Raw genomic sequence first — 22,458 nt, 5'->3', positions numbered from 1 at the left:
AGCCTTGAATTACTCAGTATTAGGGCAACTATAGTTTGCCGATCCCTGTATTTCTACTAATTTCACCAGCAAAAAAATTTGATAACTTCACTATAGGTAAGTGATGCGATCGCACAATTGCAACTTGAGAATGTTCTAGTACCAGAGCAAGATCGAAAAAGATCGCCGCAGCTAAATATCTATAAACTTAGAGCGAACAAAAGTGAAGTTTCTTGCTAAAGCCTCAAAATACTGGGAACGACAGATTCCAGTAGCAATCAAAATTTGCCTTCCCTTGCTGGCTGTTACGGTTGCTACTGCAACTGTTTTGACAGTTAATGCTAGTACGACAATTAGAGAACGCCTCAAAGAATCGCATAACAACCAAGCTAGGCAATTAGCAAGCATTATTGCTGTAGAATTTAGCTCTCACGCAGAAGATGCGGCGAGCATGAATATCTTTTTAGAAGAATTAAAGAAATTAGAGCCATCAATTCACCGCATCAACATATATAGAATTGTTGACAGCGTGCCGAAAGTTTGGGCTAGTAGCGATCGCCAGAATCTTGAAGTTGATTATCCTCTAGAAAAGCACGACCTTGAGCCGTTAATTACAGGTAAATCGAGCGAGGAAGAGGAAGACGACGAGCAACTATTAGAAATTAGCGTGCCGTTAAAAGTCAACGGTCGAATTGTCGCTGCAATGGGAGTATATATTGACTTAGCTCCGCGCGATCGCGCAATTGCAAGCTCTACTAAAAATATTGCGATCGCGACAACTATTGGCGTGGCTACCCAAATTAGCGTACTCTTACTCATTCTCTACTGGGCAATTATGCGCCGGATTGCCAGGTTAAGCCGCGCTACTTTATTAGTTGCAGCCGGAGACTTGTCCATTCATTTACCCGAAGGAGACTGGCCCAAAGGACGCGACGAAATAACTAACGTTGCTCGTACTTTTGACCAGATGGTAGATGCAGTTAGAGAGCGCACCTACCAGCAGACAACAGTTACCAAAATCAGCCAAACAGCAGTAGTTGAAACCGATCTATTTGCTTTGATGCAAACAGCCATTAGCGCGATCGCCCAAACCTTAAAAGTTGAGTACGCAAGTATATTAGAATCTCTGCCCTACAGCCAAGCATTACTGCTCCGCGCTGGAGTAGGATGGCAACAAGATTTTGTCGGACAAGCAACGCTAGAAACAGCAACACACACTCAAATCGGCTATCAGTTAATTAACAACAAACAGTTAGTTATTGAAGACTTAAAAGCCGAAACAATTTGGAGCGATTTAGGACTATTGCAAGAGCATCAAATTGTCAGTAGCCTTAACGTCCTCATCGCTACATCGCAAGAACCTTATGGAGTCTTGAGCGTCCACGAAACGAAGAGTAGGACTTTTAGCGCCGACGAAATCTACTTTTTGCAAGCGATCGCCAACGTACTTGCGATCGCCATCGAACGCAAGCGCGCCGAAACAATCTTAGTCCGCGCTCAAACTGCTGAAACTGCCAAACAAAACCTAGAAAAAGAAGTTACAGAACGTTTGCGCGTAGAAACAGCTTTGCGCGAGAGCGAACAGAGATATATCCTCGCCGCCAATGGAGCCAATGATGGATTATGGGATTGGGATTTAAAAAATAATCGGCTGTATTTCTCGCCGCGTTGGAAATCGATGCTTGGTTACGAACAACACGAAATTGGTAATAGCATCCAAGAATGGTTTAATTGCATTCATCCAGAGGATGTAGAAGGATTTAAAAGCGCCCTTAGCAAACATCTCCAAGGTTTAACTACCCATTTTGAATTCGAGTATCGCATCCAGCATAAATGTAACAGCGATCGCTGGATGCTAAGTCGGGGGTTAGCAGTTCAAGACGAAAACGGTAATCCCTATCGCATCGCCGGATCGCAAACTGATATTACAGAGCGCAAGTTATTTGAAAACCAACTACTCCACGACGCTTTCCACGACTCGCTGACAGGCTTGGCAAATCGGGCTTTATTTATAGATCGTCTCGAACATAGAATTAAACTCAACCAGCGGCAAGAGCGCTTATTTGCAGTATTATTTTTGGATCTAGACCGCTTCAAAGTAGTTAACGACAGCTTAGGTCATATTTATGGAGACCAATTGTTAATTGCCTTTGCCCAGATATTATCGCCTTGCCTGCGTTCTATCGATACTTTAGCTCGGCTAGGCGGCGATGAGTTTGCTATTTTACTAGAGGATCTCAACACGATCGGCGATGCTATAGAGGTTGCTAACCGAATTCAAGCACAGTTGGAACCACCATTCCAGCTAGCAAGCGAGTGTCAAATTTTTACAAGCGTAAGTATTGGGATTGCGTTGGCGAAAAAAAGCGATAAATCCGCAGAAAATCTATTGCGCGATGCTGATACTGCTATGTATAAAGCTAAAGCCCAAGGTAAAGCTCGTTATGAAGTGTTCGATCCAGCTATGCACGCCAAAGCATTAACGCGCTTGCAATTAGAAAACGATCTGCGCCTAGCTTTAGATAGCCAAGAACTGCAAGTCCACTATCAACCGATAGTAGCTATGCAAACAGGCATGATTACAGGGTTTGAGGCACTAATTCGCTGGCAGCATCCAAGTTATGGTTGGGTTTCACCAGTAGACTTTATTCCCATAGCCGAGGAAACTGGTTTAATTGTGCCGCTTGGCTACTGGATACTCCGCCAAGCTTGCCGTCAATTATGCCAATGGCAAGCAAAATTCCCTACAAGTCCACCTTTAACAGTAAGCGTCAATCTTTCGCCCAAACAGTTTTCCCAACTAAATTTAATCGAGCAAATTAAGCAAATTTTGCAAGCAACTGGACTTGAAGCACAAAGTTTAAAGCTGGAAATTACTGAAGGTACGATTGTCGAAAATGCCGAAGCCGCAGCCAAAATGTTGATGCAACTTAGAACTTTGGGTGTCAAACTCTATATTGACGACTTCGGTACAGGGTATTCATCTTTGAGCTACCTACACCGCTTCCCCTTTGATGCCTTAAAAATCGATCGCTCGTTCGTCAAACGTATCAGCGCAAATGGCGAAAATACAGCAATTATTCAAACTATCGTTACTCTTGCCCATAATGTCGGCACGTATATAGTTGCTGAAGGAGTAGAAACACAAGAGCAGCTAGCACAATTACAAAAATTGGATACTGGTAAGGGACTCGCCCAAGGATACTTGTTTTCTAAACCACTAGATGCAGAAGCGATCGCAACTCTGCTCGCCCAAAAGCCGATTTACTACCCCCCATCTGTACCAATTTCCCATTCAAGTTAGACCTATGTAAAAATTCGCCCAAAAATGTGCAAGGATCGACATACACCGATTTCTTACAGAAGTCGTACAAAGGGAAGAAGTTTCCTTGTTGATGGCAAAAATAATTTTTGTCATTAGTTTAGTAACTAGCGTCGCTTTAATTTGGGTTTTGCACGTGCCGAAAGTAGGCATTATCTACAACGACGAAAAGCCTGTAGCGCTTCGCGTCGCACATGAACTAGAACACAAGCTAACAGCCACAGGGTGGGATGTTTGTATGGCAACTGGTATTGGTGGCATTTTAGGCTACGCTACGCCAGACAGCCCTATATGTCTAACTCCGATTGAATGTTTGACTCCTCCTGGTTTTGACTCAGACATGAGTTTTGCTGTCGTGCTGGGTGGTGATGGCACAGTGCTTTCTGCTTTTCGCCAGGTTGCGCCGATTGGCATCCCCCTATTGACGGTAAACACTGGGCATATGGGGTTCTTGACAGAAACTTACGTCAATATGCTAGCTGAAGCTTTAGATAACGTTAGCGAAGGACAGTACGAAATTGAAGAGCGAGTAATGCTTGCCGTACGAGTAGTTCGCCAGAATAATACTATCTGGGAAGCATTGTGTCTCAATGAAATGGTGCTGCATCGAGAACCATTAACGAGTATGTGCCATTTTGAAATTGCGATCGGGCATCATGCTCCTGTAGATATAGCCGCCGATGGAATTATTGTCTCCACGCCTACAGGTTCTACGGCTTATTCTCTTAGTGCGGGCGGTCCTGTGATTACCCCAGGCGTTCCTGTACTGCAATTAGTGCCAATCTGCCCTCATTCCTTGGCTTCGAGGGCTTTGGTGTTTGCCGATACCGAACCTGTTACGGTGTTTTCGGCTAATCCTACGCGGCTAGTGATGGTAGTCGATGGCAACGGCGGCTGCTACGTGTTTCCTGACGATCGCATATATATCGAGCGATCGCCTTATCAAGCTAAGTTCATCCGCTTGCAATCGCCAGAGTTTTTCCGCATTCTCCGCGAAAAATTAGGCTGGGGTTTGCCTCATATCGCCAAACCTACTTCGGTGGAGCTTCCTTAATTTAGATGATATAATAAGTATTAATGCTCAAGTGCTTGATTTAGACTTAGTTTAAATCGTGCTTTGCGTTAAATTAGAACCACGAAGTTATGTGGTTAAGAATCCTTTAGCCGGATGAAGTTATGATAACAACTGTCGATCGCAATGCTTGCGTGTTGGTAATCGAAACTGACGAAACTTTAGCAACTCAAGTAAGTCTCGATTTACAAGCATCAGGTTACGAAGCTGTTGTAGCCCACGATGCCGATAGCGGTATTGCTAATTTGCGCGATCGCCATCCGGCGTTGATTGTGGTAGATCGAATGCTAGCAGGAGAATCTGGGCTAAACTTGTGCAACTATCTGCGGAAGACTGGGGCGCGAGAGCCAATGTTAGTATTAATGGCACGCGATACAGTAGACGATCGCGTAGCTTGCCTAGAATCAGGGGCAGATGATTACTTTCTCAAGCCCTATCGTGCGGAAGAATTTTTAAAGTTAGTGCGGCTCTACTTACAAACAGAACCTACCGTAACAGAACAATTGCGGTTTGGCGATTTGGTATTAGACTTAGGCACTCGCCGCGCCATTCGCTACGGCAAAGCGATCGATCTGACAATGAAAGAGTTTGAATTGCTTAAATATTTGATGGAACATCCCCGTGAAGTATTAACCCGCGAACAGATTTTAGAAAACGTCTGGGGTTACGATTTCATGGGCGAATCCAATGTAATTGAAGTTTACATTCGCTATCTGCGCCTGAAAATCGAAGACGAAAGCCAAAAGCGTCTAATTCAAACCGTACGCGGAGTAGGCTACGTACTACGCGAATCATAGTGACCAAATAATTCGTAATTCGTAATTCGTAATTACGAACGGAATTAATCATTAATTCATTTGGTTTTCAATCCAAGCGGATTCTCTCCGCAAATGTCGCGCCAAAATTTCAATTATGGAAAAAGAAAGAAGTGCGTAGCCCCACATTCCAAGAAAGCGAATTTACTCAGAGGGTAATAATGCGCGTATTCGCGCATTAATAATTACTAAATTTTTGGGAAAGCTAAATGTAGACTTTGACATTTTGAAGATGAAAACTCTACTAAATAGCACAATAATTAGCTTGTTGACACTAACGCTTACAACTGCAACGCCAGCGCAATTAAGCCAGCCAGAATTGCCAACAACGCCACCAGATACATTAGTAAAAGTAGAACGTAGATCGGGAAACTGTCCGCAATCAATTGGCGTTTGGACTAACACACGTCAGTATGAAGGTGGGGGACAATTTACAATTATTCCTGATACCTTAGCCTTTGCAGGTAAAGCTAAGTTAGTAGTAGCAAAACCTAAACTTGTAGAATATACAGCATCATTAAAACCAGCATATTCTAGTTGTATCGCTAGAGCAAAAAATCCAGAAATTAATTCTAGATTTCGTTTTGCTAATGGCAACGTTTATTTTCAATTGTATTTACCTCCAGATACTCCAGCTAATCCATCTGGCTTTGATACTCGCAGTATTTTTACTGCACGTCCTTATATACAATGGTCAATCGCAGATTAAAATTACTCTACATTCAGCCAACTCTTAATCTCTTGAATTAACCAACGCCGTTCTACATCAGTTAAAGGAGGAGAAACAAAATATTTTTTTCCTCCTGTCTCGATTGCTAAAGCCTTATTTGGTTGTTCAATAGTTTCATTCATTGCTTCAAGAAAAACATCTTGAATTTCCTGGCTACAACCCTGCTGTTGTCGATAAATAAACCCAAACAACTTAGATAAAATTATGAATTCATCTTTATCTAAACAAATTTGCGTGCTACTAAAACTACTTTCTAAATGACGAAACCATAAAACCACAAAAGGAGCCAAAACAGCACCTATAAGCACAGCAGGTATTATCGATAGTAATCCAGGTCTTAACAAAAATCCTATACCAAATATTGCTCCAACAGCTAAGAATGGAGTAATAAAAACAGTAGAAATTAATAAAAAAGGTATATTTGATATATTGATACCAATTGCAGGTATAAAAATATTTAGCTCATCAATAGATTTTTTTAACCTAATTCGAGTATCGCTAGGTTTAAAAGTTTTAGCCAAACCACGCTCGATTGGCTGTTTTGCTTGCAATAAATCCAAAGCTTGACGAGCAGTTTGAGGTCTACGTTCTGGAGCAGGTTCAGTCAAATATTCTAACCATTGCACCAAAAAAGGACTAACACTAACCAAGTCTCTAAATTGCAAGCGTAAATCTTTTTGGGGTAAATCCGCCGGACTAATCCCTGTAACTAAGTGAATCAAAGTTGTACCCAAAGCATACAAATCAGAGGCAAAAACAGCCCTACCGCTAAACTGTTCCATCGGCGCATAACCGTAAGTACCAACTACAGTAAAAGTGCCACCGGAAACCGCTACGCGATCTTGCACAGCCCCGAAGTCTACCAAATATACTGAATCATCATCACCCAAAATCAAATTACTAGGCTTAAGATCGCGGTGGAGAACAGGCGGAGATAGTTCGTGCAAATAAATTAAAATTTGCAAAACACTAATAGCAACATTTTCTACGTCTGGTTCGCTAAACTTGCGTCCTTGCGCCAACAATTGGGCAAAAGAGCAACCAGGAACGTAATCTTCAACCAAAACAAACCAAAGCACGCGATCGCTAAAGCAAAAATAGTCGCGATAACGAGGAATCTGAGGATGATTTAGTTGCTTAAGCACCAAAGCTTCCCGCTCAAACAGCTTCACATTTTCCCACCCTACAGCCGCCCCAAAACCAAGCAACTTAACAACAACCAAACGATCGCTCTCCAAATCCACCGCCAACCAAGTTTCGCGTACGCCGCCACCACCTAGCAGCCTCTCAACCCGATAGCGATCGCCCAAAACCCGCCCAACCGCCAAAATCCTCTCTGCATCCTCGCGGTTCGTCATCCAAAACTCACTTTGCCACTTTGATACAAATCCTGCACAACCTGACTAGCACAAACCAAAAACACAATTCCAACTACCAGTAAAGGTGACCAACCAACGCCAATAACAGCTACCAACACCAAAACAGCCGCCGCCGCAAAGCGAAACTTAGTTCTCACCTTACACCTAAATATAACTCCAGTCCGGTGTAAAAAACCCAAAGCTAGCAAACACAATGCCACCGAACCGCAAAGCAGCCAACGCTTTTCAGCAGGCAAAGCCACACTACTTTCGCCCATAATAATATGTTCCACGCCCACGCCAGCAGCAGCTAAACCAATCACCAAAGGTAAATGCCCGTAAAGCCACAACTGAAAAACCTCAAGTTTGCCAGCAGAACTAGCAGAACGCAAAGCCGAACCGTCAATATTTTCAAAATAGATCCACCACAGGCAAAAAGCGATCGCAAAACCTAACACAGCACAAACAGCACTAGAGACATCCCATTCTTGCTCTGAAACTCCATCAACAACCGCAATAATTGCCTCACCCAGCACAATAATCGTAAACAGCCCAAAACGTTCTGGCAAATGTTCCAAATGAGGAGGCAAACCCGCCTGCAACTTGCGCGCCGTCAAAGGCGTAGCAAAATCAACAATTAGCCCGATTACCCAGATAATAAAACGCTGCGGCGTAGGCACAAAAGCAGACAACAACCACAAGCTAGCAGCGATCGCAAAACCAGTAGCATAGCGAGTAGCCAAAGCCCGCGCCGACGGAATATGCTTTGCCACCCGCAAATACTCAATTACCAATACAGCCCTACCAGCAGCATAAGCCAGCGCAAAGCCGCCAGAAGAATCGCTCAAGCCGTGATGAATATTTACAGCCAAAGCAGCGATCGCTACCATCTGCACTCCAGTTAGCAACCGATGTGCAATATCATCGCTATCAAAGCGATTGGAGTAAAATGTCGTACCAATCCAAGCCCACCAAATCGGTATAAACAGAAAAGTAAAGCCCAAAAATCCTTTGAGAGAAACATCCTCATACAGATTGTGAGCAACTTGAGACACAGCAACTACAAATACCAAGTCATAGAAAAGTTCTAACCAAGTAGCATGACGGGGTTCTTGTTCGCTTTCTTCACCAATACGCAATCGCGGCGGCTGCAACAAGATTTTCATATTAAATATGCCTTAAATTAACTAATTTTATGTTCTTGCCGATTCTTGATTGTTAACAAGCTAACGATCGCACTAGCTAAAGCCAAACCCACAGCAATCCACATTACTAAGCGAAAACCATCTACAAAAGACAGCGCGATCGCTCGTTCGATATTTGCACTTAATTCATTACTCAAACCAGGCGGAACTTCTGCACCTGCTAACTTTATTCGTTCTGTTGCGAGTAATTGTTGTACTTGCTGCGGTACATTCAGCGCTAGCAAACGCCGATCTAAACTGCGATTAAAAGCAGTTAAGACAAAAATATTCAAAACCGCAATAGATAGCAGACTAGCAGTGCGCGAAACAGCATTATTAATTCCTGATGCTACACCAGCTTGCCGCGCCATTACAGCGCCCATAACTGTAGTTGTCAAAGGTGCAACGCTAATTGCCATGCCGAAGCCTAGCACAACGATCGCGGGGAAAAATGTCGTCCAGTAACTACCGCCAACTCCTGGAATACTAAATAGAGCAAAGCCAATAGCAGCGATCGCCGGACCAACTACCAAAGGTAATTTAGCACCATACTGACTAACTAACCCACCAGACCAACGCGACAGCACAAACATCAGCAAAATAAACGGCAAAAAGGCAGCCCCCGCCGCTGTAGCCGAGTATCCCTGCACTTGAATCAAATTAAAAGGAAAAAAGTAAAAGACCCCACCCAAGGCTGAATATAGCAGCAATGTAAGCAAATTTGCCCCGCTAAAGGTACGAGATTTAAATAGAGAAAGGGGCATCATCGGAGCGCGGCTATTGCGTTCGACAAAAATAAAAGCCGCCAAAATAACAGCACCTAATACCAAGCAACCAATTACTAGAAAATTACTTAACCCCAGACGAGAAGCTTCAATCAGTCCAAAAACGATCGCCCCCAAGCCAAGAGTAGCAAGCAATGCTCCCCACCAATCGAGATGACGAGCAGATTCATCGCGGCTTTCTGGTACGCGCCAATAAGCGATCGCAATTACAACAACTGCCATAGGCACGTTGATAAAAAATATCCATCGCCAAGAAGCATTTTCCACCAAATAGCCCCCCAAAACAGGACCTAGAGCCGAAGTAATCGCCGTAAACCCCGACCAAGTACCGATCGCCCTGCCACGTTCTTCGCCGCTAAAAGCCGCGCTAATAATTGCCAAACTCCCTGGTACAAGCATTGCACCGCCCACACCTTGAACCGCCCTAGCAATAATTAATTGATTGACGTTAGGCGAAAAACCACACCAGATCGAAGCTAGAGCAAATATAGCTACACCATAGATAAAAATCCGCCGCCTGCCAAAGAAGTCGCCCAAAGATCCACCCACCAAAATCAATGCAGCCAAAAATAAAGCATAAGATTCGACAATCCACTGCACATCAGTAGCCGTAGCATTGAGAGCTTCTTGCAATACAGGCAGGGCAACATTGACAACAGTGCCATCAATCAAGGCAATGCTAGAACCAAGAATCGTTGCGGCTAGTACCCATCGCCCCACATTTCTACTACAAGGAGCAACACATTGTTTGGAGCGAATCACACCTTCATCGCATGGCGGCTTGATTACGGGAGTCATGAGTTTTATCGCTTAAATTTCGCTAGGCTCAATCCACTTTTGGACAACAATAGGTTGATAATTAGCTAGTAAATCGAGCAAGCGTACAGGATCTCGCTCTTCTAGAACTAGCTGTCGGTTTTCTTGGCGTAAGAACTGTTCGCTCACAGCGCGATCGAACATGGCAATCAAATTGTCATAATAACCATCAACGTTGAGCAAACCGCAGGGCTTTTGCTGCAACCCTAACTGCGTCCAAGTCAACATTTCGCAAAACTCATCTAAAGTGCCGTAGCCTCCTGGTAAAGCAACAAAAGCATCTGACAAATCGGACATTAAAGCTTTGCGCTCGTGCATAGACTTAACTATATGCAACTTAGTAAGCCCAGTATGGGCAATTTCTTTAGCAACTAAAGATTTAGGCATTACACCTGTCACTTTACCACCAGCAGCAAGCACTGCATCAGCGATTTCTCCCATCAAACCCACATTACCGCCACCATAAACAAGCTCAATTCCTTGCTGTGCCAGCACCTTACCCATTGCTTGAGCCGCCAATTGGTAAGTGGGTTTTAAGCCCATACTAGAACCACAAAAAACACATACGCTTTTCAATTTGGTCACTGGTTACTGTTTTAAGCTAATTAAACAAAAGTTTTGTCGATATAACACCACTTCCAATCTTCGCCAGGTTCGATAGACTGCACAATGGGATGATTAGTAGCGTGAAAATGTTTGGTAGCGTGTTTATTTTTAGAAGAATCGCAGCAGCCAACATGACCGCAGATTAGACATTCGCGCAAATGTACCCAGCGATCGCCCATTTGCAGACATTCTTCACAACCATCAGTGCTAGGCGAAACATCTTGAATTTGGCTAGTATGCGTGCAAGCTGTACTCATAAGATTCTCCTATTTATTGGACTTTGTACCAAGTAGGCGATCGCGATCCCCCTTATCCCCCTTGTCCTCTTATCCATCAAAACCACACAAAATCTACTGATCTGTCGGACGAATCAAAATTTCATTAACATTGACGTGCGCTGGTTGAGTAACTGCGTAAACAATAGCATTGGCAATGTCTTCACTTTCTAACGGTTTAATTCCCTCAATCCACTTACTGATTCTTTCTTTCGCTTGTGAGTCGGTAATATGATGAGTTAATTCTGTAGCAACTGCTCCTGGTTCAATAATTGTCACGCGGATTTTTTCGCTATGAACTTCTTGGCGCAATGCTTCAGATAATCCGCATACACCCCATTTAGTTGCGTTGTAAACTCCCGCTCCTGCTTGCGCTACTCTCCCAGCTACCGAGGATATATTGACAATATGCCCCTCTCCTTGACTCTTCATTATTGTTAAAGCTGCATGAGTTGCATACAGCAAGCCAAGGATGTTGGTATTTACCATTCGCCGCCAATCTTCAGTATTAGCGCCGTCAATCGTACCTAGCAGCATGACTCCAGCATTGTTAACTAGAATATCCACACGCCCAAATTCAGCTTGGGTTTTACTTACCATATCTTGGGCTTGCTTTTCGTCAGCTACATCAGCAACAATTGGTAAAGCTTGCCCGCCACTATCTGCAATGCGCTTAACTAAAGATTCTAAGCGATCGCTGCGACGGGCAGAAACAGCAACTTTTGCGCCTTCGGTTGCAAGAGCGATCGCTGTTGCTTCGCCAATTCCCGATGAAGCCCCTGTTACAAGCGCAACTTTGCCATCCAATTTATTAGCCATTGGTTCGCACCTTTTTCATCCTTATTTCTTCACAGGATATGAACCTTTGGCATAAGTTGATATATATCTTCAGGCTGAAGATTTACACTGAAGATACAAGTATCAATGCTTCCAATTGGGCGATCGCTTTCCCCTATTCCTCAGCAAGAATAGTATATATTTCTCGCTTGGCTCGGTGCAAAATTTCCTTAACTCGACTAGCTCGATCTAAATTATTACTACGAGCTACTTGCATCACGGCTGAACCTAATTCCGTCATTGCCTCCTTTAATTGATTCAACTCTGGGGATCTTTCGCCCCTACCTGCAAAATCAACAGGCGTATCTCGCCCTGCAAGTAACTCCCTCCCACTATCAGTAATCGTATAAACACGCTTGCCTTCTACTTGTTCGCTAGTAAGATAGCCGCCTTCTTCTAGCAACTGCAGTGTAGGATAAACCGAACCTGGACTAGGACGATAGAAACCGCTGTAACGATTTTCCAATTCCTTAATTAGCTGATATCCATATCGGGGTTCTTCAGCTAACAAGGCAAGCAAAATAAACTTAATATCGCCACGCGGAGTTCTTTGTTCATCTCCCCATCCTCTACCAGAACGTCGATTGCAATTAGGCTTTCCTTTACCAAATCTTTCTCTTCCCGATGCAAAATAACCAGGATAACAATAAGCATTGCCAAACATATCGGTTCCTCTTGGGTAACTTAAACGATTAATTTAAGTTTAAGATATATCGCGATATATCGACAATTATATATCTGGTTGCACAATGGGCAGACGGACTCTAAAGCGAGTATCGCCAGGTTTAGACTCAAAATGGATATCGCCGTGATGCCTTGTAACAACGATGCGATAAGCAATTTCCAAGCCTAAGCCAGTACCTTCACCCACACCTTTAGTAGTAAAAAAAGGTTCAAAAATCCGCGATTGAATAGCTGCAGGAATACCGACACCACTATCGGCAACTTCTACCAAAATACAGTTATTTTCTTTAGCAGTAAGAATAGTTAATTGACCTTTGCCATTCATAGCATCGATCGCATTATCAATTAAATTCGTCCAAACTTGGTTGAGTTCGTTGGCGTAAGCGTTGATACGCGGTAAAGTGCGATCGTACTTGCGCGTTACTGTAACTCCTTTTTTGAGTTTGTGACAGAGCATAAGTAAAGTATTATCTAGTCCTTCATGGATATCTACTTCTTGTAAAGGAGCGCGATCCATATATGTATAGCCCTTCACGGCTTTGACTAACTCCGAAATTCTAGAAGCACTTTGCTCAATTTCGTCAATTAGTCCAGATGTTGCTAAAGTTGCTTCTAGCCAAGTTAATGCATCGCCAATTCCCGCACCCAAATTATCGGCAATTGTATCTAGCTTGTGAGTATCGATTCCTGCACTTACAAAAGTAGGAGCAATTTGCCAAGATTTATCAACATCATGCATTTCTAGCCAGTTGGTAACTTCGTCTTCCTTATCGCTTTGAGTCAAAGGATCTAGCTTAGGTGCATTGGTAGCGTAAGTAAAAGCTTGTTTTTGCACCTCTGCAAGCATATTTAATTGCTCTGCTGTCAGACAATGCTGATTTAGCTGCATTGCTAATGGTTGCAAGCTCGTGAAGCGATCGCGTAATGTATTTGCAGCCCGTTTTGCAGCGGCGGCGGGGTTATTAAGTTCGTGAGCCAAACCTGCGGACATTTTACCCAAAGCGGCTAACTTTTCTTGTTGCCTAAGTTGCGCTTCGACATCTAGAGTTCTGCCTACCATCGCTGCGAGGAGCGTATCAGCTACAGGCGATCGCTCGATCAATATTTGTCTAAAAGCTTCTACTTCCAGGCGCAGTACGCGACTAGGAATAATAGCTTGAGCGCTAGCAATCGATGCTGACTGGTTGAGCATAGAGATTTCCCCCATAAACTCGCCTCGATGATGAATAGCCAGCAATTTTGTCTCATTTCCAACCAATTTAGTAATTTGAATTTCGCCTTCTAGCACGACATGAAAGCCGTAATTAGTATCGCCCTGTGAAAACAACACTTCACCTTCAGCAAGCTCAATTTCTCTGCCATGTTGCTGCATTTGCTGCAAAGCTTCTTCAGGCAACTTCGGAAACAGTGTAGTTTGGTTAGGATCGTGCAACATGGTAGTACCTTTAGCTAACTTATGCTTTCTACCTTATGGCAAACCTAATTAAATGAGTGCGATCGCTATTTTTTCAATTTTGTGGCATACTGCCATAGGTTTTAAACCTGTATAAAGCCGATGGCGAACTTACCAAACACTACAACAACTACTGTTTTAGAATTGCAGCGACGGTTGTTAAAAATTATTAATGAAGCAACAGCCGTAGGATTTATCATCCTCGAACAGTATGGAGAGACAGAGATAACACTTGTTGCTTTAGAAGATTTGCAGAATGTTAGAGAGCGAGCTAACACCTACTACTCGCGTTTTTATACACTCTTACTAAGAATTGCTGAATCTCAACCATTTGCTACTAATGCTATGTTAAACCTATTAGCCCGCTCAATTGAAGATGCACAGGCTACTGCTGATGGCTCAGAAGCTACTATACAAGAAGAAAAAAGGAACTTTAACCTGCCATGACTGAACAACCACAACCTCCTAGCTTAGAGAAAGTCAAGCAGACAGCCGCTAAAATGCAGGAAATTTGTAAGCGTTGGGATGCACTAATTGCAGTTACAGACTACATGATTGGCGAATTAGAGGAGCAAATTCGCAAGCAACCAAATGAAATTTATCGTTTAAAACGGGCAAAACAGTTGCTAAATATTGAAACTGAAGAAGTTATTAAATAAGCGCGATCGCTCCTTAAATCTACTATATTTAAAACTGCTTTAAATTATGACTCAGCAAATAGCCCCAGAAGCAATAATTTATCAAGGACAGTTTGGAGAATTCACAATCACACCAGGCGATCGCACTGGCGTAATTATCTATCGGACAGGCTTATGTGTCGCTGCTTTAAGTTTTGCTATAGGTAGTGCTATTGTCCTATTTGCTCCTAACTACCTATACTTAGTAACTCCGTTATTTGCCTGTTTTTGTTTGGGATTAGGTGTTAGTTTACTTACCATCCATATTTATCTAGCAGCACTGCATAAGGTTTTACAAATATTTTGGACAATTGGTACTACATCCGCAGTGTTTTTTACCGCTTACAGCCATAGTTCTTTACCTGCGAGCGTCTACAATCAGCCATTTGCTTTACTAGGAGTTGGCTTTGTATTTGCAGCTTTAACGGGTATTTATTTCAAAGAAGCTTTTTGCTTTAACCGCCTAGAAACTAAACTGCTCACTCCTTTAGTTCCTACTCTGCTTTTAGGGCATATACTGAATGTTTTGCCTTTGCAGTGGGAAAAAGTAATGTTAGGAAGCTGGGCAATTTTATTTATTATATTTGGCTTGCGTAAAGCAGTACAAGCAATTCCACCAGACATCGGTGATAAATCTGTATTTACTCACTTGCAAAATTCTCACTCCTAAGAGCTACTAAACAGATTTATCTTACCGTAATGACAAATTTTCATCCGAGAACAATGCATCAAATCTTTGATTTACCCACGCCGTTATAAAACGTAGCTTGCTGGGGTCAAAGTTGATGCACTGAATAGTTAATCTCTGCTAAAACTGCACCTTGCGTTGCCAAATGGAAACTTCAGGCTGACGAATACCCAAGCGATGAAAGGGATCTTGCTCTACAATCTGCATTGCCTCTTCTAAAGACTCAACCTTTAAGATATACATTCCGTCTCCAGTTAGCCGACCTTCAATTGTTTGAAATGGTCCGACGAAGGTCAATTTACCATCTTCATGCAGAATCTTCAAAAACGCTAGGTGTTCTTGGAGAGTAGCACTAATTGCTTTCGGCTCGTTGCCATTTAAAATAGAACGAACAAAATAGAATGGCTCATGGGCAGATGATAAAGGTTTCAGTGTCATCGATGTTGTACTTTGTTTGGAGTCAGACATTTCAACTCTTCCTACTTGTAGATAGCAGATTGTCTTAGAGCTTGTAACTTATTACTTTTTGCAGCAACCAGCGCTGTTTGAAATGACTTCAAGAAATGAATCATAAACTCATAACCAAGTTAGTCAACACCTTAATAATCAATATATTGATTATTAAGGTGTTGAATATTTGATAAAGTCTAACTGACTGTTGCTGACTTTGATGGTTTTTGCTGTTTTAATTCCCGTCTACCCCAAGGCTTCAACAAGGAAATGGTAATAACCGCTACTAAGCAAGCAACTTGCACAATAGTTCCAATTAAAACCCCTTTAGCATCAAAATTATAAAGTGGATTTTCTAAAACTTGGAGACGTTGAGCCTCAGAGAGTGCAGTCGCAGCGTTTGCCCAGGGAAATAGCCAAAAGGTTCCAAAGATAATTAAAGCAACAGTAGCAACCCACTTTACAATCACCCAATAGTGTTTGAAGAATCCCCAAACTGTCAACCAGCACAAAAATGTGCCAGTCAGTAAAGAACCAATTGCAGTGGGAATGACAACGTAATCATCGAGTAGATTAATAGCTGAGTTTAAAGCCTGTAAAACGCTAGCATCCGTTGAATGTTGATTTCTCAGCGCTAGTAAGAACATACTTAATACAGTTCCAGTCCAAAGTGCAGCAAAGATGACATGAGCAGATACTAGCCAATTTTTTTGTTTGACATTCAGTTTTGGCATTTTACGTCTCCTTTAGCAGGTTAGTTTAACGATGTATAGTTGCAGCGCATCACACTCGCTGCGTGTATGGATTTTTGAATTTGAAACCGAATCGATTAATTACTTAATACATAAAGTATTAATACATTAAGTAATTTAGTCAAGTAATCTAGAATCTGTAGATTATCTGTTAAGACAGATTGGCAGCAATCCTGTCTAGCACTTTCGTAACAAGTTCTCGTTCGGCTGGAGAGATGCCTTCGAGCGCTTTATTAACGGTCTGTTCACCAACTTGGGGCAAGACTAATTTTAATTTTTCGCCTTCTGGGGTGAGCCAGATTCTTACCGTACGTCGGTCTTGCGGGTCGCGTTCTCGATAGATCAGATGCCGTTCTTCCATGCGGTCTACAACGCCTGTGAGGGTTGCGCCTAACTGTCCAAGCTTTTCAGCAATTCCAGAGGTCGACAGCCCATCTTCCTCCCACAAACAGCATAAGACTAAGTAATGAAATGGGGTGAGTGAGTACGATTCAAGTCGTCCCAAAAAATCCCGATACATCAATTGGGAAGCTAATTTTAGCTTATGTCCTACATTGTAAGGAGCGAGTGCGTGTCGCCACTTGTTTAGGAATTCTAGCTTGGTTAATGAAGTAGACATACACGCTCAAATAATTTAAGTCTTAATATTCAATATATAAAACATTTATGACAATGGACTACCCAAACTGCTCTATATTCCTGTTACTAGATATATTTTTAAAATCTAGTCCAGATAAGCCCTACCCATGCTAATCTGTTAAACACTGTTTTCACACTAATACACTTGTACTTCTAGCTAGAAACAAGCCCCACTAGCGCCCATGGTACATATCAAGCGACTGGAACTATCTCACTTTAAATCTTTTGGCGGTACAACCCAAGTTCCATTATTGACAGGGTTTACAGTCGTTTCGGGACCAAATGGTTCTGGTAAATCAAATATTCTTGACGCTCTATTATTTGCTCTTGGTCTTGCTAGTTCTAAAGGCATGAGAGCAGAGCGTTTACCCGATCTAGTAAATCACAATCAAGGCAATCGCGGTACAGCAGAAGCTAGCGTTACCGTGACTTTTGAAATAGATGAGGTTGAGGGAGATCTTCATGAATGGAGCGTTACGCGCAAGTTGCGGGTAACTAAGCAAGGTACTTATACGTCGAACTATTACATTAATGGCGCTGCTTGTACGCTAACGGAACTGCACGAACAATTATCGCAACTGCGGGTATATCCTGAAGGCTATAACGTCGTGCTACAAGGCGATGTTACTGGCATTATTTCTATGAATGCTAAGGAGCGGCGGGAAATTATTGACGAACTTGCTGGCGTTGCTAATTTTGACCGCAAAATCGTTCAAGCTAAAGATACTTTAGAAGAAGTACGCGATCGCTCCGAGCGCTGTCAAATAGTCGAGAAAGAATTAATTACCCAACGCGATCGCTTGTCTCAAGATCGCCTCAAAGCTGAAAAATACCAAAAGCTCCGCGCCGAACTGCATCAGAAACAACAGTGGGAAGCCGTCTTAGTTTGGCGACATCTCCAGCAGCAACAAGAACAGCTAATTGCCCAAATCCAAACAGGCGATCGCACTAGCACCGAATTAAGCGATCGCATAGCTGCTCTAAATCTGCAAATTCAAAATTCTACTGTTGAACTTGACACCCTCAACGAACGCGTCAAAGCCTTGGGTGAAGCCGAACTTCTGGATTTACAATCTACCCTAGCAAATTATCAAGCCGAACAGCGCCAACTAGAAAAGCAGCAACAGGATATAGATAACGCCGTAGATTTTATCATAGCTAACTTACGCTCAAAATCGCAAGAAGTCGAGCAAAATCAGCAATTATTAACGCAAACTATTCAAGAACAAGAAAGTATAGAAACGCAAGAAATTACAGCTTTACGCTTGGCGCAAAACGAAGTACAGATTGCTTTAGAAAAGAGCCGAGAAGAGGCAAATGCGATCGCAGATGCATCGGAAGCATGGGTACAACAACAAACAGCTTTAAGCCGCCAAATTGAGGCGCTCCTGCAATCTATCGAGCCTCAACGGACAGAACAAGCAAAGTTAAAAGAACGTCACGAGCAACTAAGTAAACAAATTGACGACCAAAAGCAATTAGTTAGCTCTGTAGAGCCGCTAATAGTTGCCAAGCAAACGCAATTCAATCATCTAGAAGCACAATTAGTTAGCTATAAAAAGGAGATAGAATTATTAGCTAGTTCCTTAGCTGCCGCAGAACAAGAACTACAAATTCAACAGCAAACGCAAAGTAGATTAATCCAAGAACAAAGAGAAAAACAAAGAGCTTTAGATAAATTAGAGGCACAAACACAAGCTATTGCTGAAACTCAAGGCACTTATGCGACTAAAGTAATTTCGCAGGCTGGATTAAGTGGTGTATGCGGGTTAGTCGCACAGCTAGGAAATGTTGAGCCACGCTATCAACTAGCACTAGAAACAGCCGCCGGAGGTAGGTTAGGGCAATTAGTAGTTGAAGATGACTTAGTAGCTGCAGCCGCAATTGAATTACTCAAGCAGAAACGGGCGGGAAGGGCAACATTTTTACCTTTAAATAAGATTCAGTCAGGACGATTTTCACCTACAGTAGCACTGCGTTATGCTAATGGATTCATTGATTATGCGATTAATCTAATTGAGTGCGATCGCAAATACCAAAACATTTTTGCCTACGTTTTTGGCAGCACAGTGGTATTTACAAATTTAGATGCAGCTAGGAGTTATTTAGGACAGCACCGCATAGTTACTTTAGAAGGAGAATTGCTAGAGTCTAGCGGGGCAATGACTGGCGGGATGAGTAACCAACGTTCGGGGCTGCATTTTGGGACGAATGAAGCAGCAGAAGCAGATGAAACTTTGCAATTGCGCCGGAGATTGCAAGATATTACTCAAATTTTAGAGCGTTGTAATGAAGTAATAGGCGGATTAGTTAGTAAGACGAAACACCTTGCTCAAGAACTGACAGAAACGCGCCAGCAGCACCGTGAAAAACAGCTTCATAGCGAGCAATTAGCTAAAGAAATTCAAAACTTAAATCAGCAACTAGAACAAACGCGATCGCAATTAGAGCAAACTACCACACAAGCAACAACTGCCTCGTCGCGCCTGCAAACTTTAGAGCAAGAATTACCGCAGTTAGAAGCGCAGTTGCAAACCCAAAGACTTGCTTTAACAGAGTTAGAAGAATCGCAGACAAACAGCCAATGGCAGCAAATTCAAGTAACGATTAGAGATAAAGAGCAAAAATTACAAGCACAAGCGTTGGAGTTAAGAAAAGTAGAGGAAAAATTAAAAGATTTGGAAAATCAGCGATCGCGTCTTCAAGAGAAAATTCAAGCAGGCGAACAGCGAATTGCTGAATATAACAGCGAACACGTAGTTAAACAAAATTTATCAGCCCAACTTGTCGAACAAATTGCCGTACTTAGTACCCAAATCAGTGAAGTTCGCACAGCTTTAAGCCAGGTAAACGAGCAGTTACAGGTAGAGAAAGAAAAACGCGATCGCTTTGAGCAGCAATTGAAGGAGCAGCGTTTGACTCATCAACAATTGCAATGGCAGAAAGAAAAACTTGAGGAAAGTCAAATCAGCCGTAAAGAGGAGTTAGGGGCGCTAAAGGCGCAACTACAAACTCAAAGTACAGAATTACCCGAACCATTGCCAGAAGTGCCAAGCCAGGTAGAATTGGAGCAATTACAGGTAGAAATGCGATCGCTTACTAAAAAACTAGAGGCGATGGAACCTGTAAATATGCTGGCTTTAGAGGAATACGAACGTACTAATACGCGCCTTGAAGAACTGACACAAAAATTAGAGACATTAGCAGCAGAGCGTACCGAAATATTATTAAGAATTGAAAACTTTACTACTTTACGTCAAACAGCTTTTAAGGAAGCATTTGATGCTGTAAATGAGAACTTTCAAAGTATCTTTGCTACTTTGTCTGAGGGTGATGGCTACCTGCAATTAGAAAATCCTGAAGAACCATTTAACGGCGGCTTAAATCTTGTCGCTCACCCAAAAGGTAAACCAGTACAAAGATTAGCTTCCATGTCTGGCGGCGAAAAATCGCTGACAGCCCTCAGCTTTATTTTTGCACTGCAACGCTACCGCCCTTCACCCTTCTATGCATTCGATGAAGTCGATATGTTTTTAGATGGGGCAAACGTAGAAAGATTAGCTAAAATGATTAAGCATCAAGCTACACTTGCTCAATTTATAGTCGTCAGTTTGCGCCGACCAATGATAGAATCAGCCGAACGTACTATAGGCGTGACTCAAGCACGAGGAGCATATACTCAAGTGTTAGGAATCAAGTTGTAATAGCCGAACATCTTTAATGATGAGAATTTGCTATTAATAGTATGGACATAACCGGATTTCGAGATCAGGACTCGGCATAGAATGACCTCTGAACAAATTATTAGGCGTTCCGACATCTTGAACACCAAGGTGATTACTGACGATAATGCCAAGCAACTAGGGCTTGTGAGTCAATTATGGGTAGATATCGATCGACAAGAGGTTGTCGCTCTTAGTTTGCGAGACAACCTGATCGCCTTCTCCGGTGTGCCAAGATATATGTATCTCAGCAGCATCCGCAAAATTGGGGATGTATTGCTAGTTGATAACGAAGATGTGATTGAAGACATTGATGTAGAGGCTTATAGCAACCTCATCAACTACGAAGTAATCACCGAAACAGGCGAACTATTAGGTAGAGTAAGAAGCTTCGTTTTTAACCCCGAAAATGGCAGGATATTGTCATTGATTATTGCTTCGATTGGTATTCCCCAAATACCCGATCAAGTTTTGAGTACCTACGAGCTACCAATTGACGAAATTATTAGCTCTGGTGCAAACCGGATCATTGTAGTTGAAGGTGCAGAAGAAAGGCTAAATCAATTAACTGTAGGCTTATTAGAGCGGTTGGGTATTGGTAAAGCACCTTGGGAACGCGATGAGGAAGAGGCTTACTATACTCCTACTACTACCAAAGCCGAAAATCAGTTAGGAACAGGCGTACCTTTACAAGCACCAACGACTCAAGTACGTACCAATCGCGCAGTAGTCGAGCAAGCTTGGGATGAAGACGATTACGAGTACGAATTAGAAGAAAGACAGCCACCACCACAGCAGCAATTGCGTCAGCGTCAATACGAGTCGGTTCAGTACGAAGACGACTTAGAAGAAGATAATTGGAGCGAAGCATCAGCACCAGAGCGTTACGAACCCAAGAAGTACCTTGATGCCGAAATTTCCAACGACAGCTTGTACGACGACGAACTAGAAGATGCTTGGGATGACGAACCAAAGCCCTTAAATATACCCAAGAAAAATAAAGATAAAGTACCAGAATATGAAGAGGAAGAAGGCGGGTATTAGTTCTCTAAAGCGGTAAATCTGTTAATAACCTTTGTGTAGAATTAGCCAGCGCATCATGAGCATGACGCTGGTTTTTAGTTGCTATCAAAGTTTGGATTATTGGCTGCAAACAACGTTCCGCATCTACGTAACCGCGCTGTTGTAGTTCGTTAAGGCGATCGCTACTAAAATCAAGTAAACTACTAATTGAGCCTATAATCAGGCGATCGCTGCTATCAATTGGTTGTTCGGGTCTAATCTCAATAATCGTTTGCTCAGGAAAGTCGTGACGGCTCCATGCTGTACCATTACCGAGATGAATTACAATTGCGTGAGTGCATCCACGCGCAGCAAGTGCTTTTAAGGGTACATTGTCAGCTAAAGCGCCATCTACATAAGCTTTGCCGTTGACTTTTTGGCTAGGAAATGCTAGCGGGATAGCAGCACTAGCTAGAAGTAAGTTATATAGCCTTAATCAATTGGGTTAGGACGTTATTGTAGAGGTAGAGGAAAGTTCAGGAGTAACTATGCCAGCCCCCTACAGTTATGACCTGCGCTGCAAAGCGATTGAGGCAGTAAAACAAGGCGAAC

20 protein-coding genes and 1 pseudogene are annotated in these 22,458 nt (G+C 42.6%); 9 read left to right on the top strand and 12 right to left on the bottom strand.

The genetic code is table 11. The features are described 5' to 3' along the window. The first annotated feature begins 202 nt into the window (after window positions 1-202). The 4 genes from UH38_RS25120 to UH38_RS23610 all read left to right on the top strand — a co-directional run bounded on the left by UH38_RS25120 (window position 203) and on the right by UH38_RS23610 (window position 5,897). On the top strand, window positions 203-3,283 hold the full coding sequence (locus UH38_RS25120) for an EAL domain-containing protein (RefSeq protein ID WP_052672555.1): 3,081 nt from the start codon (window positions 203-205) through the stop codon (window positions 3,281-3,283). A 154-nt stretch (window positions 3,284-3,437) separates the two neighbouring features. Then, entirely contained in the window at window positions 3,438-4,355 is a 918-nt protein-coding gene (locus UH38_RS23620; protein ID WP_045057170.1) for an NAD(+) kinase, read from the top strand. Window positions 4,356-4,477: 122 nt separating this feature from the next. Continuing rightward, complete coding sequence (gene nblR / locus UH38_RS23615; RefSeq protein WP_045057163.1) at window positions 4,478-5,170, top strand: response regulator transcription factor NblR; 693 nt, start codon at window positions 4,478-4,480, stop codon at window positions 5,168-5,170. Window positions 5,171-5,420: 250 nt separating this feature from the next. Continuing rightward, window positions 5,421-5,897 carry a hypothetical protein gene (locus tag UH38_RS23610; RefSeq protein ID WP_052672554.1) on the top strand — a complete coding sequence of 159 codons (477 nt, stop codon included), beginning with the start codon at window positions 5,421-5,423 and terminating at the stop codon, window positions 5,895-5,897. A gap of 2 nt (window positions 5,898-5,899) precedes the next feature. Here the strand turns inward: UH38_RS23610 and UH38_RS23605 are convergent, their stop codons facing one another. From UH38_RS23605 to UH38_RS23570, 8 genes are all read right to left on the bottom strand, one after another. Next, window positions 5,900-7,276: a serine/threonine protein kinase gene (locus UH38_RS23605; RefSeq protein WP_200892600.1), complete on the bottom strand. Its 1,377-nt coding sequence runs from the start codon at window positions 7,274-7,276 to the stop codon at window positions 5,900-5,902. Next, complete coding sequence (locus UH38_RS23600) at window positions 7,273-8,442, bottom strand: low temperature requirement protein A (RefSeq protein WP_045057162.1); 1,170 nt, start codon at window positions 8,440-8,442, stop codon at window positions 7,273-7,275. Before UH38_RS23600 ends, UH38_RS23605 begins: the two co-directional genes overlap by 4 nt. A 17-nt stretch (window positions 8,443-8,459) precedes the next feature. Further along, window positions 8,460-10,043, bottom strand: coding sequence for an MFS transporter (locus UH38_RS23595; RefSeq protein WP_045057161.1), 1,584 nt, complete (start codon window positions 10,041-10,043; stop codon window positions 8,460-8,462). Between the two features lie 12 nt (window positions 10,044-10,055). Beyond that, on the bottom strand, window positions 10,056-10,637 hold the full coding sequence (locus tag UH38_RS23590) for an LOG family protein (protein ID WP_072044987.1): 582 nt from the start codon (window positions 10,635-10,637) through the stop codon (window positions 10,056-10,058). 29 nt (window positions 10,638-10,666) lie between these two features. Then, window positions 10,667-10,924 carry a ubiquitin carboxyl-terminal hydrolase 14 gene (locus UH38_RS23585; RefSeq protein WP_045057159.1) on the bottom strand — a complete coding sequence of 86 codons (258 nt, stop codon included), beginning with the start codon at window positions 10,922-10,924 and terminating at the stop codon, window positions 10,667-10,669. Window positions 10,925-11,017: 93 nt separating this feature from the next. Next, window positions 11,018-11,761: an SDR family NAD(P)-dependent oxidoreductase gene (locus UH38_RS23580; RefSeq protein ID WP_045057158.1), complete on the bottom strand. Its 744-nt coding sequence runs from the start codon at window positions 11,759-11,761 to the stop codon at window positions 11,018-11,020. A 133-nt stretch (window positions 11,762-11,894) separates the two neighbouring features. Further along, window positions 11,895-12,443: a PadR family transcriptional regulator gene (locus UH38_RS23575; protein ID WP_045057157.1), complete on the bottom strand. Its 549-nt coding sequence runs from the start codon at window positions 12,441-12,443 to the stop codon at window positions 11,895-11,897. 66 nt (window positions 12,444-12,509) lie between these two features. Then, window positions 12,510-13,898 carry an ATP-binding protein gene (locus UH38_RS23570; RefSeq protein ID WP_045057156.1) on the bottom strand — a complete coding sequence of 463 codons (1,389 nt, stop codon included), beginning with the start codon at window positions 13,896-13,898 and terminating at the stop codon, window positions 12,510-12,512. A gap of 120 nt (window positions 13,899-14,018) precedes the next feature. Between UH38_RS23570 and UH38_RS23565 the strand changes: the two genes are divergently transcribed. The 3 genes from UH38_RS23565 to UH38_RS23555 are packed head-to-tail and all read left to right on the top strand — an operon-like array spanning window position 14,019 to window position 15,263. Next, window positions 14,019-14,363: a hypothetical protein gene (locus UH38_RS23565; RefSeq protein WP_045057155.1), complete on the top strand. Its 345-nt coding sequence runs from the start codon at window positions 14,019-14,021 to the stop codon at window positions 14,361-14,363. Continuing rightward, a complete protein-coding gene (locus UH38_RS23560; RefSeq protein ID WP_045057154.1) occupies window positions 14,360-14,575 on the top strand; it encodes a hypothetical protein in 216 nt (71 codons plus the stop codon). The genes UH38_RS23565 and UH38_RS23560 overlap by 4 nt, the downstream gene beginning before the upstream one ends. A gap of 46 nt (window positions 14,576-14,621) precedes the next feature. Further along, window positions 14,622-15,263, top strand: a complete 642-nt coding sequence (locus UH38_RS23555) for a DUF2301 domain-containing membrane protein (protein ID WP_045057153.1) — start codon at window positions 14,622-14,624, stop codon at window positions 15,261-15,263. Window positions 15,264-15,401: 138 nt separating this feature from the next. On the opposite strand, the gene UH38_RS25115 is transcribed toward UH38_RS23555, so the two are convergent. The 3 genes from UH38_RS25115 to UH38_RS23540 all read right to left on the bottom strand — a co-directional run bounded on the left by UH38_RS25115 (window position 15,402) and on the right by UH38_RS23540 (window position 17,102). Continuing rightward, entirely contained in the window at window positions 15,402-15,749 is a 348-nt protein-coding gene (locus UH38_RS25115) for a YciI family protein (RefSeq protein ID WP_052672553.1), read from the bottom strand. 179 nt (window positions 15,750-15,928) lie between these two features. Continuing rightward, entirely contained in the window at window positions 15,929-16,465 is a 537-nt protein-coding gene (locus tag UH38_RS23545; protein WP_045057152.1) for a DUF2269 family protein, read from the bottom strand. Between the two features lie 169 nt (window positions 16,466-16,634). Beyond that, window positions 16,635-17,102 carry a MarR family winged helix-turn-helix transcriptional regulator gene (locus UH38_RS23540; RefSeq protein ID WP_045057151.1) on the bottom strand — a complete coding sequence of 156 codons (468 nt, stop codon included), beginning with the start codon at window positions 17,100-17,102 and terminating at the stop codon, window positions 16,635-16,637. A gap of 202 nt (window positions 17,103-17,304) precedes the next feature. On the opposite strand from UH38_RS23540, the gene smc reads away from it, so the two are divergent. Then, window positions 17,305-20,826, top strand: coding sequence for a chromosome segregation protein SMC (smc, locus tag UH38_RS23535; RefSeq protein WP_045057150.1), 3,522 nt, complete (start codon window positions 17,305-17,307; stop codon window positions 20,824-20,826). 81 nt (window positions 20,827-20,907) lie between these two features. Continuing rightward, entirely contained in the window at window positions 20,908-21,888 is a 981-nt protein-coding gene (locus UH38_RS23530; RefSeq protein ID WP_045057149.1) for a PRC-barrel domain-containing protein, read from the top strand. Window positions 21,889-21,892: 4 nt separating this feature from the next. Here the strand turns inward: UH38_RS23530 and UH38_RS28395 are convergent. Beyond that, window positions 21,893-22,324, bottom strand: a pseudogene (locus UH38_RS28395) (patatin-like phospholipase family protein); the annotation flags it as partial. Window positions 22,325-22,458 lie beyond the last annotated feature (134 nt).

It is taken from the genome of Aliterella atlantica CENA595 (genome assembly GCF_000952155.1).
GTDB classification, from domain to species: Bacteria; Cyanobacteriota; Cyanobacteriia; order Cyanobacteriales; family Chroococcidiopsidaceae; genus Aliterella; species Aliterella atlantica.
This window is presented reverse-complemented; position numbering and strand designations above follow the sequence as displayed.